Genomic DNA, 14,478 nt, shown 5'->3' with positions numbered 1-14,478 from the left:
GTATGGACTACCTTATTTTTCAGCTTTACGGCCCCCTGGCGAGTTGGGGCACGCCCGCGGTCGGTGAAGCGCGACCAACCTCAGACCACCCGGGCCGCTCGGCGTTGATCGGAATAGTCGCGGCGGCGTTGGGCATTCGTCGGGACGATGCTGCGGCCCAGCAGTCCCTGGCTGAGGCTGTGGTTTTTGGAGTTAAGCAGATCACTCCTGGCTCGTTCATTCGCGATTTTCACACAGTTCAGGTTCCCAAGCGCAACCGCAACAGGCAGTACTTGACGCGAAAGGAAGAGATGGGGTTCTCGAGCGACCGCCTGAACACCATCATCTCCAGACGAGAATACCGATGTGATGGCCTGTGGTATGTGGCCGTATCGTTGTCTTCCCAGAGCGATTGGTCCCTTGAGGACATCGCGGAAGCGCTACGGTGCCCGGTTTTTACGCCCTATCTGGGGCGAAAGTCCTGTCCGCTGGCTGCTCCTTTAGCACCGAGAATTGTCCAGAACACGGGGGGCTTAGCCGAAGCATTTTCTGAGGGCTTTCCGGACTTTTTTCCGGGCCAGGCGCGCTACTTGGGAACTGGCGAAATGGTTGACTACTTTTGGGAAGGGGAGGCGGCTGATGTTGCCGTTCAGGACACGCGCTTCCCGGAAGACGATGTGGTTAGCCGGGATCGCTGGCAATTCAGAGGTCGGGCCGAGTATCACGCTCGAATCAAGGAGGCCGTGTAATGTTCCTCTCACGGGTAAGAGTCGCCACTGAAGGGCTTGACCGATCAGCACTGCTGGCACTGCTGGCGGGCGACGCCTATAGCAACCATCAGTTGCTGTGGCGTTTATTTACTGATCGGCAAGAGCGGAATTTCCTGTTTCGGCAGGAGATTGAAAGCGAACAGCTAGCGCCGGGGCCTGAGGCCAGAGGTTTACCGGTCTTCTATGTGTTATCGGACGAACCGCCGGTAAATGTGCCTGGGCTGCTCCAGGCAGAAACCAAAGCGCTTTCGCCGAACCTCAAAACCGGAGACCGCCTGGCCTTCCGGCTTCGCGCGAATCCTACGGTAGCGCGCAAACAGCAGGGGCGTGAGCGCTCTGTACGTCACGATGTTTTGATGGATGCCAAAGTGCAGTGCCAGCGAGCACAGATTACCGACCCTGCCGAGGTACAGGCCCGAACGGAGCACGCGGCCAGCACCTGGCTTCTAAACAGAGGCGCGACTGGAGGGTTCGAATTAACAGCCCAACCCCAGGTTTCCGGGTATCGCCAGCACTTCATACAGCGTAAGAATCGGGAAATTCGCTTCTCCTCGGTTGACTACGAAGGCGTACTGACCGTCACGAATCCGGAGCAGTTCCTGAATGTACTGGCCCATGGGCTGGGTCGAAGCCGGGGATTCGGTTGTGGTCTGATGCTGGTCAGACGAAGCTGAAAAGGACTACTTAATGGCTTTCGTTCCACTAAAGCCCATACCGATCAAGGACCGGGTCTCCATGATCTTTGTAGGCCGCGGCCAGATCGATGTCCGTGACGGCGCTTTCGTAGTCCTCGACGAAGTAAATGGCGAGCGCAAACATATCCCCGTTGGGTCTGTTGCCTGCCTCATGCTGGAGCCGGGGACACGTGTTTCCCACGCCGCGGTCAAGTTGGCTTCGACAGTAGGAACGCTGCTGATATGGGCCGGAGAAGCAGGTGTACGGCTTTATTCGGCCGGCCAGCCCGGTGGGGCCCGCTCTGACAAGCTCCTTTATCAGGCCCAGCTGGCGCTGGATGAGTCATTGCGGCTCAAAGTCGTTCGCCGCATGTTTGAGATAAGGTTCGAGGAAGAACCTCCCCAACGGCGGTCCGTTGATCAGCTCAGGGGGATCGAGGGTGCCCGAGTCCGCAAGCTCTACCAGGCGCTGGCGAAGCAATACGGGATCAAATGGGACGGCCGCCGGTACGACCCGAAAAACTGGGACACCGCAGATCCTGTAAACAAATGTCTTTCCGCAGCCACAGCCTGCCTGTATGGCGTGACCGAGGCAGCTATTCTGGCGGCTGGTTATGCCCCGGCGATCGGCTTTCTTCACTCCGGGAAACCCAAGAGTTTCGTTTACGATATTGCCGACCTGGTGAAGTTCGAGACCGTAGTGCCTGCGGCGTTTAAGGTGGCCGCCACATCCCCGGCGCAACCCGACCGCGCCGTACGCATCGCGTGTCGGGATGCCTTCCGTGAAACCCGATTACTGAAGCGGATCATTCCTTTAATTGAACAAACCCTTGAAGCTGGTGGCATCGAACCCCCGCAACCAGCTCCGGATTCTCAACCCCCCGCAATCCCAGAGCCTGACTCCCTTGGCGACGCTGGCCATAGGAGTCAGTAGCATGAGTATGCTTGTTGTTGTGACCGAGAATGTGCCCCCCAGGCTCCGCGGACGCCTGGCCGTCTGGCTGCTTGAAATTAGGGCAGGTGTGTATATCGGCGACGTGAGTAAGCGCATACGGGAAATGATCTGGGAGCAGATCTCTGCCCTCGCCGAAGATGGCAACGTAGCAATGGCCTGGGCTTGCAACCATGAGTCTGGATTCGATTTCCAAACCTACGGAGAAAACCGCCGTGTTCCTATCGACTATGACGGATTGAGGTTGGTAAGTTTTCTGCCGAAAGATGTAAGTAATTGATAGGTAGGCGTTCTTTAAAAAAACAGTGATCCTAAAAGAAGGAATTCGGGCGGTGGATTTTTAGCTGTCTGATTTTCCTTTGTAATACAGTCGTGTACGATAAGTCCGTTCCCCGCAGGTGCGGGGATCAACCGTGTCCGTATCATTATCGTAGGTAATGCCGAATCCGTTCCCCGCAGGTGCGGGGATCAACCGGCCAAGCGTCGCAGACCCAAGACGCCCGATCACCGTTCCCCGCAGGTGCGGGGATCAACCGTTGCTGCCGGTGAATTCGTTGATGCCAGCAATCCGTTCCCCGCAGGTGCGGGGATCAACCGGAAACCTCCGTTTGGTTAATCTTGATATTCACCCGTTCCCCGCAGGTGCGGGGATCAACCGGATGCAATAAACGATTACGGTGGACATATTATCCGTTCCCCGCAGGTGCGGGGATCAACCGCAAATTTCACACGCCCTGAACGGCCGGGCCGACCGTTCCCCGCAGGTGCGGGGATCAACCGCTCAGTCTCCATCATGTACTTGCGAGATGAGCCCGTTCCCCGCAGGTGCGGGGATCAACCGGTGGTTACTTCAACACCGACGCGATCCAGTGGCCGTTCCCCGCAGGTGCGGGGATCAACCGAAGACGGGCGGCCGGCCAGGGGTGGCGGCATGCCGTTCCCCGCAGGTGCGGGGATCAACCGGTTGGCGACCCCTTTTGCGGAGTCTGACAAATCCGTTCCCCGCAGGTGCGGGGATCAACCGCATCCCCTCAACGCTGAATTTCGGCGTGTAGTCCGTTCCCCGCAGGTGCGGGGATCAACCGTTCGAACGGAACAATAAGACCATCACGCGCATCCGTTCCCCGCAGGTGCGGGGATCAACCGGTTTAGTTGCATTGGGCGCAATAGGCGCGGGGCCGTTCCCCGCAGGTGCGGGGATCAACCGAGATGCGGCCATCCCCTTAACCTGCTCGTCTGCCGTTCCCCGCAGGTGCGGGGATCAACCGGCTCTGAACAACCCAGATTTCGAGGTTATCACCCGTTCCCCGCAGGTGCGGGGATCAACCGCGTTCCTGAAGGATGGGCCTTGTGTGATGGAGCCGTTCCCCGCAGGTGCGGGGATCAACCGAAGCCCTTCAGCTATTCTCTCATCACGCACCGCCGTTCCCCGCAGGTGCGGGGATCAACCGAGGTGCCGGCGGCGCGCCACAGGACCTCCATACCGTTCCCCGCAGGTGCGGGGATCAACCGATCGAGCAAGCACGGGCAATAGCCCAGTTGTCCCGTTCCCCGCAGGTGCGGGGATCAACCGTCTTTAGGTCGCCTAAAACCCACCCCACCCCTCCGTTCCCCGCAGGTGCGGGGATCAACCGGCTGGGGCGGGGTTCGATCAGGTGGCCGAGACCCGTTCCCCGCAGGTGCGGGGATCAACCGATGCTTTCGCTTCACGACGATGTAGCGTTCTTCCGTTCCCCGCAGGTGCGGGGATCAACCGGAGACGCGGCAGGTGGTAGACGCGCTCAAGGACCGTTCCCCGCAGGTGCGGGGATCAACCGCGAATTGATGAGATAGGCAATATCAAAGGCGCCCGTTCCCCGCAGGTGCGGGGATCAACCTCCAGCGCAGTATCTGCCGATACCAGCGAGTCGCCGTTCCCCGCAGGTGCGGGGATCAACCGGAGTGGATCTTCCAGCAGGAGTATCCGTCGTTCCGTTCCCCGCAGGTGCGGGGATCAACCGATCATCATCCAGGAGCTGACGGAAGCCGTCGACCGTTCCCCGCAGGTGCGGGGATCAACCGACAGCATCGTTCGCGTTGTCCGGCTGCTCGGTCCGTTCCCCGCAGGTGCGGGGATCAACCGTTACACCTGATCGCGTCATGAGTCGGGTTGTCCCGTTCCCCGCAGGTGCGGGGATCAACCGGCTGGCAAGACAGGACCACTTGCAAAGTGGTTCCGTTCCCCGCAGGTGCGGGGATCAACCGAATGGTGTCGCCTTCACCCAGAGCGTCGTTGCCCGTTCCCCGCAGGTGCGGGGATCAACCGGCCTACAAGTCAAGCCGCTCCCTGGCGCAGAACCGTTCCCCGCAGGTGCGGGGATCAACCGGTACTACCTGTGTCAAACGCAAGAAATAAAGTCCGTTCCCCGCAGGTGCGGGGATCAACCGTACCTTTGCTGTATAGCCTGCAATGCCTCTCCCCGTTCCCCGCAGGTGCGGGGATCAACCGCGCAGGCAGATGATAGAGCGGTCCACCAGTATCCGTTCCCCGCAGGTGCGGGGATCAACCGTCAACGGCCAGCGCATGGAAGTCTCGCCGAAGCCGTTCCCCGCAGGTGCGGGGATCAACCGACGAACAGTGGTCGCTCAAGCGCCGCGCCGTCCCGTTCCCCGCAGGTGCGGGGATCAACCGGCTTCAATGTATGGATCAAGCTGAAGCCACTGCCGTTCCCCGCAGGTGCGGGGATCAACCGACCATTTATTTTTACCAGTGCACCGTATGAGCCCGTTCCCCGCAGGTGCGGGGATCAACCGGTCTGCCGATCTTCATTCCAGCTCTCGAATCGCCGTTCCCCGCAGGTGCGGGGATCAACCGCCAGCGGAACCAGCTTACGGTCCAGGATGCGGCCGTTCCCCGCAGGTGCGGGGATCAACCGGGCTATAGGAGTAAGAAGTGATGGATCAGGACCCGTTCCCCGCAGGTGCGGGGATCAACCGGCAGTACGCCAAGCGCGCGAGATTGCAATAAACCGTTCCCCGCAGGTGCGGGGATCAACCGTAGCAGTAAAACCAGCCAGAAAGCCGAAGGCGCCGTTCCCCGCAGGTGCGGGGATCAACCGGAGGACATCCCTATGAACAACACCGGCTCTTGCCGTTCCCCGCAGGTGCGGGGATCAACCGTTGAGTGGTGCGATCGTCGGGCGCAGCCGGCCCCGTTCCCCGCAGGTGCGGGGATCAACCTTTATCCCCTTGCGAGCCTATCGGAGAACAGACCCCGTTCCCCGCAGGTGCGGGGATCAACCGAAACCATTCAATGGACGATCGACGGGGATGCTCCGTTCCCCGCAGGTGCGTGGATCAACCGTAGGGGTTCATGGCTGACCAGCAGAAAGCCCGCCGTTCCCCGCAGGTGCGGGGATCAACCGCGCACCGCGAGCGTATCGGCATGCAGCGTGAACCGTTCCCCGCAGGTGCGGGGATCAACCGGGTCTGCGCCATCTGGCGCTTGAGCCAGACCTCCGTTCCCCGCAGGTGCGGGGATCAACCGACATTCTCACCGCAGCCATGCGTAGCCACCAGCCGTTCCCCGCAGGTGCGGGGATCAACCGATCGAGAAGCAGGCCGCTGAAGCTCGCAATCGCCGTTCCCCGCAGGTGCGGGGATCAACCGGAGCGTGAAGAACGCGCCGAGGCCAAGCGCAACCGTTCCCCGCAGGTGCGGGGATCAACCGGCCGCGCAGCTCTTTGGCGAAAGCTTCAACTGCCGTTCCCCGCAGGTGCGGGGATCAACCGGCCGTGCTAGTCAACGCGACGTTTAACGAGGCCCGTTCCCCGCAGGTGCGGGGATCAACCGACTTCGCAGACCGTATTTTCCTGGACGCCATGCCGTTCCCCGCAGGTGCGGGGATCAACCGTCGTACGTGTCCGTTTCAATAATCAGCTCGTTCCGTTCCCCGCAGGTGCGGGGATCAACCGTCATGGCACTTGAAACCGCAACGAACATTACCCCGTTCCCCGCAGGTGCGGGGATCAACCGTACATGTAAGCTCCGCCCCCGGCCAGTGCGGCCCGTTCCCCGCAGGTGCGGGGATCAACCGCCGTCTTTGTGCTGACAAACGCCAGATCGGCCCCGTTCCCCGCAGGTGCGGGGATCAACCGAGGCAGCAACCGGCGGGGCCATGCTTGAGCGTCCGTTCCCCGCAGGTGCGGGGATCAACCGGCTGACTTACTGGGCACACTGGGCGCCCTGAGCCGTTCCCCGCAGGTGCGGGGATCAACCGCATGAATGGCAGCGAAGGTCAGCGCCGGCCGCCCGTTCCCCGCAGGTGCGGGGATCAACCGCCCCGCGAGATTGGATCAGGCGAGGCTTAGAGCCGTTCCCCGCAGGTGCGGGGATCAACCGCCAGCTATATATGTATTACTTGGCACGTGAAGCCGTTCCCCGCAGGTGCGGGGATCAACCGTTTGGTCCGGCAGTGCCACGGTGGTGACGCCACCGTTCCCCGCAGGTGCGGGGATCAACCGGTATTAGACTGTTGACAGGGCTTGTCGAGGGGCCGTTCCCCGCAGGTGCGGGGATCAACCGCCGGTATCCCGGAGACTTGCGACACGTGGGCACCGTTCCCCGCAGGTGCGGGGATCAACCGTCAAGAATAATCGTTACACAATGAAAGACATCCCGTTCCCCCGCAGGCGCGGGGGTCTATCGGACATTTCGGGGGACTGGCCGAGTAGGCAGCTCAGAAACTAAGGGGCCGACCCGCCTGAGCCAATGCGTTATTCTTTGATGGAGGGGTTGAGGAATTGTCGGTTCCAGAAAAAAGCGCGGTCTGTTTTAGAGAGCCCCGCTTCGTCACACACAGCCGTCCAGTGTTCACGGATCACTGCTTCCTGGCGATCCATCTCTTCAAGGGCTTCGGCCTCGCTTACGCCGAAACTTCCCGCCGCCCGAACACAGGCCAGCAGGGTGCTGGCATTTTCTCGGCCTGCGATAATCATCCCTTGAGAGGCCACGTTACCGGTGCGGCCCTGAGGGCAGATGTCGTATGCAGGGGAGAGGGTCAGCCTTTTGCCATCCCAGAAAGCGGCATGGTTTCGGGCGTGGTCGTCGGTATTGCCGGTAAGGACGTTGAAAATCAGACGCGAAAACAGCTCGCGGTTGGTGTCCGAGGGATTGATGAACCGTTTGCGTACAACGGCAGCCAGGTCTTCATAGCTTGCGTACCGGGCCATCATTTCATTCAACCCCAGCATCGTCAGCGCGGACACCATAAGGCGCCGAGTCCAGCCGCCGTCGGGAGCCAGACTCCGGTCGAATCGCTCCACCAGCAGGACATCTTTGCCCATGCTGTGAGCCATTCTGACCTGGGCTACATGGAGCCCGGCCAGACTGGCCAGCCGCATGGCTATGAATTCGCCTTTGACGACATTGTAGGTGTCAGAGGATGAGGAGAACTTAGCCACGTATTTGATGCCCCGGTCCTCGATCAGGGCCTTAGGCCTCGCTCCGCCAATGGAGCTGCCGTGCTGAATCGCGCGGGCCAACTCCGGTGGCAGGGGCTCACCTCTGTCAACACGGTCGGACGCTTCCAACAGCTCATGCAGTGCCGCATTTTCCGCTTGTCGGGGCTGGTACTGGGTCGGAGAGGCTTGGAAGTCCAGGGCGCCGATTCGGTCCGATCCGGATTCAAGCATGTAAACCAGTTCGTCCAGCTCGGTATTTCTCCGGTCGGCCTTGTTTACCAGCCGGTGAATAATTACGCGCCGGCCCCAGGCGTCCGGAGAACCATCGCGCAGACATCCTGCCATGTCCAGACCTCTTAGCGGCTGCAGGAGTCCCCTCTTCAGCGGCAGCTCAGGCTCGTAAAGGGAGAACGGATTGCTCTGTTTTTGCTGACGCTGCAAGAAGCTCTGACCGTAGTTGAAGCGGTAGTTTCCGCCCTGCTGGGCTAAGCGCCCGGCCACTACGGGTTCCGTAGCACCAGGAAGCCAGACCCAGACGTACAGTTCGCCCGGCCCTTGCGGTGGTCTAGAAGTCATCTCTGAGTTCTGCTTTTTCGGGATGGGCAGAGCGGGGCAGCAAGCTCAGCATTTGACCCATAAGGGAGCGCTGCTTATTAAGTCCCTCCAGGTTCAGAGCCATGTCGTCCTTACCTTGAGGTTCAAATAAGGGCACGCCAACAATGAAGGCTACCTCAAACGCCAAGCCGATTTCGACCTTAAGATCACCTCGCTCCAGGCGCTGTATAAAACCACGTGAGGTGCCCACACGTTCGGCCACTTCGGCGACCGGAAGTCTCTGTGACAGGCGGGCGGCACGGACTTGCTCCCCCAGTAGCGCAACGGCTGCACGGGTGTATGGCGAATAGGTTCGGATACGGGTCTTTGGCATGTTGATCCACCTATGGCGTAAAGTCTTTTGAAGTGGGCTATGTATGAATCAAATATCATATAGGCTCAGCTTTGAGCAGGGAAGTGTTGAGCCAAGTATGGTTCTCAGCGAGAGAAATGGTCCGTGTATAGATCTGCTTCCCGTGTATAGATCTGTTGCGTGTATAGATCTACTAGTAGGAGGCGGACGCCAAAGTCGGTGCCACTGCCGGATAGCTGGATAAGCGCTTGCGCCAATTGCAGAAGCAGGCATAGCCGACGCCCACCTGCTTACATAACTTTGCGGCTGATAGGCCGCTATTACGCTGCTGATCAGCCAGGGTTTGCCATTGTTCCGGGACATCGGGGTAACCTTGTGTCGGAACGTGTGAGGATACAGTAGGGAAAAATACCATCCGGTTGGCGAACGTCCTGGAATGAACGCTTACACCAGTCTGGTGCTCTCTGGCTTTGCACCGTTCCCCGCAGGCGCGGGGATCACAGGAGAGCGATGGTGAGGTGGACGATTGGCATGAGCCGTTCCCCGCAGGCGCGGGGATCACAGCGCGTAGTTAGCCTCTGCCGGGCGTTTCGCAACCGCCTGCGTTCGGGGAAGCATCTAGCAGGTGCGGCTATTGCCGAGGTTCGTTCGAGCCATACGCTCTGTGGGCGTCCAAAGCTATGGAAGCGTCACTTACAAATCGCTACAAAAATCTCCGCTAAAACGCTTTTCAAGGAGGAACGGTCGTGGATCGCGGAATAAGGTTCGATAGCTAACTATGTCGTCAGATTTTTAGAGCCCTGAAGCGGAGGCGCCCTCATCAGGCGTTGATGCTGTGCCGCCTGCTTATCGTGGATCAGATCGCAAATCGATATTTCATATCGTCAACCTGATCGCGAACCGGATGGCAGCCGCGCACCTTTCCAGAAGCTATCTATACTCCATGCGAGCCTGCCCTGGTCTGGGGGGGTATTGCGGGCCTGAGGGCCATTCTGGAGAATAGGGGATGAGAAAAGGAAGCTTTTTGCGGAGGCTCAAACCAGCCTTTGCGATTGGGCTTGTGTTGTTTGGCTGTAGCGCTTCAGGGGCCTGGGCCAGCCATTTTAGGGGCGGTTCTATTACCTGGCAGGCTTTGGAGCTGGATAGCGACGGCCAGGTTAACGATGTCGAAGTCACCATCAAGACCGCATGGGCCCTCAATGGGTCGAATGCGTTGTCTCTGAATGCGCCCGGTCTGACCTTTACCCAGGTTGGCAATGATTCGATCATCGACCTGGGCGACAGCCCCGAAGCTGCGGGAAAGTATACGCTGCGCACCGCTATCTTCCGGGCAAAAGACCTCGACCTGACAACCTCTTATCCCGTTAACTTCAGCGCGTGTTGCCGCATATCCACGCTGGTGAATAACAGCGACGACCCCTGGAACATCCAGACCGTTATTAACCTCCAGGATGGCAACCTCGCGCCCAAGGTAGAGCTGCCGATCATCTTCGAGGTACCGCAGATACAACAGGACGACGCCGTGTTGGCGGACTGGTCCTTCAACACTGGCTCCACGGATCCCAATGCCGACAAGCTCAAATTCCGCCTGGCGAACGTCAGCGAGATGGGCGACCCCAGCGCTACCCAGCCTCCAGGCTTCTCGATCAATCCCAATACCGGCACCCTTAGCTGGACCGGTTCAGGCACCCTTGCGCCGGGCCTCTACAGCGCTGGCATTGTGGCTGAAGATCTCGACTCTACAGGCGTCATCAAGTCGAAGTCGCACGTGGACTTTATTCTTTACCTGCAGAACAAGAAAGCGGTGCAGTTCACCACCTCCGCTAACGTGCCTGAAACGCGAAACGTCATTGTCGAAAAAGGGACAACCTTCTCGTTTGACGTCACCGGAACGGCTATCGAGACCACGAGTCTTGGTGATGTTCAGGGTGCCCTGAGCGAGTCAGCGCAAACTGCGGGAACCTTCACCTTTGATCCGGCAGCCCTCCACCCGGCGGCGTACCCTATTACATTTGAAGTACGTGACACGACGGCGACCGCTACCAAGAGCTATCTCATCCTGAACTTTATCGTGCCGGATCCGGACGCGCCCCGTATTGCCAACATTGAAGCTGACCGGACCATTTATGGTGCGAACGTGCAGCAACTGGTAGACAAGGATCTTGACGCGGTTGTCACCGACGCCAATAACCCGGACTTCAACGGCGGTGTTCTGAAGTTCAACGTGGTCTTCACCGATGGCCAGTACGAAGTGCTGGGGGTTAATTCCGTGGGCGACGGCGCGGGTGAGATCCGCCGAGACGGACGCGATATCTATTACGAGGGCAACCTCATCGGCCTGGTCGATTCCCGCGAAGACGGAGCCGGAAGAGCGCTGAAGATCAGTTTTACTTCCGCCAATGCGACGCCGGCTGCGCTGACCGCGCTGGTGCGTAGCCTGACCTACGAGGATACCTTTACGCTGCGTTCCGATAGCGACCGCAACCTGTCGATCTACCTGCGCGACGCCGACGGCAAGAGTAATTCGTACAGTTTGTATACCGATGTTCAGGCACATCCGGACCGTCCGCTTTCAGGCGGCCCTGTAGAAGCGGCCAACCGGCTGTCCATCGTCGAGGGCACCAGCTATACCCTCAGCACAGAGGAACTGAATTACGCGGATCCCGATACTGATCCGGCCGATATTGTCCTGACGCCCTCAAGCGTAGTCGCGGGCCAGTTTGAATCCATCAGTTCGCCCGGCATCGCTCTGGTCAGTTTCACCCAGAAAGAAGTCGATCTGGGCCAGGTCTCGTTCGTGCATGACGGCAGTGTTTCGGCGCCGAGTTACGACATTTCTGCCAGCGACGGCACCACTGCGACAACACCTAAAGCTGCTGACATAACCTTTACGGGTCTTACCGATACCGACGGTGATGGCGTGCCTGACCATGTTGAAACGACGGATGAGGGTACCGATCCCAACGACCCGAAAGACGTCAAGGACACGGACGGCGACGGCATTCCGGATTACGTCGAGGAGAACCAGGAAAACACTGATCCGACCGACAAGAAAGACTACCGTGATACCGACGGCGACGGCGTACCCGATTTTGTTGAAGTGAAGGAAGGTACCGGCCCGGGTGACCCCAAGGGGTACAAGGATGCCGATGGTGACGGCGTTCCCGATTATTACGAGCAGAACGTCGATGGCACCGATCCGAATGACCCTAAAAATGTCAAAGATACCGATGGTGATGGGGTGCCCGACTATTACGAAACCAAGATAGACGGGACCGATCCGCTTTCAAAGTCCAGCGTTAAGGACCGGGACGGCGACCAAGTGCCCGATTACATCGAGATTTTCGTGGACGGGACCGATCCAGAGACAGCGGCAGAGTTCAAGGATTCCGACAATGACGGTATTCCGGATTACGTGGAGCTTTTCGTCACGGACAGCACACCACCGGTTGTCTCCGCGCCACCTGCGGTAACACTGCAGGGAACAGGGCTGTATACCAAGGTTACCCGTGCACAGCTTGAATCGCTGGGTATTGCATCGGCCTCCGACGGCAAAGACAGCGGTAATTGCTGCAGTCCGTACCCCAAGTCACTGGTCGATAACGAGCCGTTCTTCCCACCGGGAAGACACAAGATCGTCTGGGCGGCCCAGGATGCAGCCGGCAACATCGGCCAGGCCAGCCAGATTCTGGACATCAAGCCGCTGGTCAGCCTGGGTAAGGACCAGACGCTGCCAGAAGGCGCGACCGGCTCGATCCGGATCATTCTGAACGGTCGGGCGCCTGAATACCCGGTACGTGTACCTTTCACGGTGAGCGGGTCGGCCACCCATCCGGAAGATCACAACCTGGTGTCCGGTGAAGCGCTTATCGAATCAGGTCTCGAGGTGACGGTGCCGATACGTCTTGTAGCCGATGCAGTACCAGAAGCTGATGAGACCGTCGTCGTGAAGCTCGGGGAAGGCGTTAACCGGGGTCCCAACTTCCGCCACCGCCTGACCATCAGCGAGCGTAATATTGCCCCGCAGGTGCAACTGGTCGTCAGCCAGAGCGACAGCGAGCGTCTTACGGTCCTGCGTGATGGTGGGCTGGTCCATGTGCTGAGTATGGTTTCTGACGCAAACGCAAAGGACGTGCACAGCTATAGCTGGGATATTGGCTTCCTGCAGGACCTCGATGACGATCCCAGTATCGTTACGATTGACCCGAGCAGCCTGGAGCTGGGCAAGGCCTATCCGATCCACCTGACGGTCAGCGACAGTGGTAGCCCGGTGCTGCGCAAAAGTGTCGGCGTGACCCTTAAGGCGATGGACGAACTGAAGACGCTTTCTGCTTCAGCTGATAGCGACGGCGACGGGGTTGCCGATGCGGATGAAGGCTATCAGGACACGGACCAGGACGGCATTCCTGACTATCTGGACAGCAGTGGCAACGACTGTAGCGTCGTGCCTGAACAGATCGCTGATCAGCAGCGCTACCTGATGGAAAGCGACGCCGGCACCTGTCTGAAACTGAGTAACTACTCGCTGTTTGCCGTAAATGGTGGAGCTAACCTCATGGAGCAGGAAGATATCGCCCAGCAGCTGCAGAGTTCGATCTATGTCGATACCGACGTGAAGAACGTGGGCGGGATTTTCGACTTCAGTGTTGATCAGTTGCCTGACGCCGGACAGAGTGTCCATATTGCGATACCACAGCGCGCGGCAATTCCTGAAAATGCTGTTTACCGCAAGTTCGACACCGTTCGCCGCTGGCATGACTTTACCGTCAACGGCGCCAACCGGTTGAGTTCGGCAGCCGGTGAGCCAGGGTTCTGTCCGCCTGCGGGTAGCGCTTTGTACACCGCAGGGCTGACGGCAGGAGACTGGTGCGTTCAGTTGACCATCGAAGATGGTGGCCCGAACGATGCTGATGGCGAGCCTAACGGGACGGTCGTTGATCCCGGCGGCGTCGGCGTGATTGCCGGTCTCGATAATGGTGGCACGGTGCGCACTTCAGGCGGTGGCGGCGCGGTTGGTCTGGCGGGTTTGCTGGTGCTGTTGGGCATCGGCGCGGTGGGGCGCAAAAAGGCCAGATCTGGCCCAAGCGCCAGCCGTTCCTGCCTGGGACTGATGCTTGCAGGAACCTTTACCGCGGCCATGGTTGCGCAGCCCGCAACCGTGCAGGCGGCTGAAAGGGAGCTTGAGCCTCTGTACCTGACAGCCAACCTGGGTTACGCCTTCACCGACATCAGTGAAGGCGACATGGACCGGCGGTTTACCGCCGCCGGGTACGATGCCGAGACACTGTCAACGGACGGCAGCCGGTTTGGCTGGAGTATCGGCGGTGGCTACCGGTTCACCGACCGGATTGCCCTTGAGGTCGGCTTTATTGACCTTGGCGACGTGGATGTGAGTTTCAGGTCTACGCCGATCGACCGGGCGGTCTCAGATGTTCATCCGGAATCCGGTCATGGCCCTGCAGTGTCGATGCTCTATCGACACCCGGTCTCTGAGCGGTTGGGCGTCAGCGCGCGCCTGGGTATGTTCTTCTGGGAAGGCGACTTCAAGACCAGCCAGAGTGAAGCCAGAGTCGGCAACAGTAGCGAGAAAGGCCAGGACTTCTATTACGGGCTGGGACTGGACTACACCTACAACCGCGAATGGTCGTTGCTAACGGAAATTCAGCGTTTCGAATTCGACCGGGATGCCAGTTACTTTCCGTCGGTGGGTGTCGTCTTCCGGTTTCCAGAGTGGTTGAAAAAGTAGGGCGGTTGA

8 protein-coding genes and 1 CRISPR repeat array are annotated in these 14,478 nt (G+C 59.4%); of the genes, 5 read left to right on the top strand and 3 right to left on the bottom strand.

Annotated features, from left to right (window positions below; translation table 11 throughout):
• Positions 1–2: 2 nt before the first annotated feature.
• The 4 genes from cas5e to cas2e are packed head-to-tail and all read left to right on the top strand — an operon-like array spanning position 3 to position 2,655.
• A complete protein-coding gene (cas5e, locus tag soil367_RS17010; RefSeq protein WP_136550223.1) occupies positions 3–728 on the top strand; it encodes a type I-E CRISPR-associated protein Cas5/CasD in 726 nt (241 codons plus the stop codon).
• On the top strand, positions 728–1,423 hold the full coding sequence (cas6e, locus tag soil367_RS17005) for a type I-E CRISPR-associated protein Cas6/Cse3/CasE (RefSeq protein WP_136550222.1): 696 nt from the start codon (positions 728–730) through the stop codon (positions 1,421–1,423). The genes cas5e and cas6e overlap by 1 nt, the downstream gene beginning before the upstream one ends.
• Positions 1,424–1,436: 13 nt before the next feature.
• Entirely contained in the window at positions 1,437–2,357 is a 921-nt protein-coding gene (gene cas1e / locus soil367_RS17000; protein ID WP_136550221.1) for a type I-E CRISPR-associated endonuclease Cas1e, read from the top strand.
• A 1-nt stretch (position 2,358) separates the two neighbouring features.
• Positions 2,359–2,655, top strand: coding sequence for a type I-E CRISPR-associated endoribonuclease Cas2e (cas2e, locus tag soil367_RS16995; RefSeq protein WP_136550220.1), 297 nt, complete (start codon positions 2,359–2,361; stop codon positions 2,653–2,655).
• Between the two features lie 105 nt (positions 2,656–2,760).
• Positions 2,761–6,999: a CRISPR direct-repeat array (repeat unit 29 nt; unit sequence CCGTTCCCCGCAGGTGCGGGGATCAACCG).
• A gap of 130 nt (positions 7,000–7,129) precedes the next feature.
• Here the strand turns inward: cas2e and soil367_RS16990 are convergent.
• The 3 genes from soil367_RS16990 to tnpA all read right to left on the bottom strand — a co-directional run bounded on the left by soil367_RS16990 (position 7,130) and on the right by tnpA (position 9,138).
• Positions 7,130–8,392 carry a type II toxin-antitoxin system HipA family toxin gene (locus tag soil367_RS16990; RefSeq protein WP_136550219.1) on the bottom strand — a complete coding sequence of 421 codons (1,263 nt, stop codon included), beginning with the start codon at positions 8,390–8,392 and terminating at the stop codon, positions 7,130–7,132.
• Positions 8,382–8,744: a helix-turn-helix domain-containing protein gene (locus soil367_RS16985; protein ID WP_136550218.1), complete on the bottom strand. Its 363-nt coding sequence runs from the start codon at positions 8,742–8,744 to the stop codon at positions 8,382–8,384. Before soil367_RS16985 ends, soil367_RS16990 begins: the two co-directional genes overlap by 11 nt.
• Positions 8,745–8,916: 172 nt before the next feature.
• Positions 8,917–9,138, bottom strand: coding sequence for an IS66 family insertion sequence element accessory protein TnpA (gene tnpA, locus soil367_RS19235; RefSeq protein ID WP_136550217.1), 222 nt, complete (start codon positions 9,136–9,138; stop codon positions 8,917–8,919).
• Between the two features lie 591 nt (positions 9,139–9,729).
• Here tnpA and soil367_RS16975 point away from each other — a divergent pair.
• Positions 9,730–14,469, top strand: a complete 4,740-nt coding sequence (locus tag soil367_RS16975; protein WP_136550216.1) for a cadherin-like domain-containing protein — start codon at positions 9,730–9,732, stop codon at positions 14,467–14,469.
• Positions 14,470–14,478 lie beyond the last annotated feature (9 nt).

The organism is Hydrocarboniclastica marina (genome assembly GCF_004851605.1).
In the GTDB taxonomy this organism is placed as follows: Bacteria; Pseudomonadota; Gammaproteobacteria; order Pseudomonadales; family Oleiphilaceae; genus Hydrocarboniclastica; species Hydrocarboniclastica marina.
The sequence above is the reverse complement of the archived record's forward strand: the minus strand, read 5'-3'. Positions and strand labels throughout refer to the sequence as shown.

Coding starts and splice junctions, on each gene's coding strand:
- cas5e (WP_136550223.1), top strand. CDS start 3: ATGGACTACCTTATTTTTCAGCTTTACGGCCCCCTGGCGAGTTGGGGC.
- soil367_RS16975 (WP_136550216.1), top strand. CDS start 9,730: ATGAGAAAAGGAAGCTTTTTGCGGAGGCTCAAACCAGCCTTTGCGATT.
- soil367_RS16985 (WP_136550218.1), bottom strand. CDS start 8,744: ATGCCAAAGACCCGTATCCGAACCTATTCGCCATACACCCGTGCAGCC.
- cas6e (WP_136550222.1), top strand. CDS start 728: ATGTTCCTCTCACGGGTAAGAGTCGCCACTGAAGGGCTTGACCGATCA.
- cas1e (WP_136550221.1), top strand. CDS start 1,437: ATGGCTTTCGTTCCACTAAAGCCCATACCGATCAAGGACCGGGTCTCC.
- tnpA (WP_136550217.1), bottom strand. CDS start 9,138: ATGGTATTTTTCCCTACTGTATCCTCACACGTTCCGACACAAGGTTAC.
- cas2e (WP_136550220.1), top strand. CDS start 2,359: ATGAGTATGCTTGTTGTTGTGACCGAGAATGTGCCCCCCAGGCTCCGC.
- soil367_RS16990 (WP_136550219.1), bottom strand. CDS start 8,392: ATGACTTCTAGACCACCGCAAGGGCCGGGCGAACTGTACGTCTGGGTC.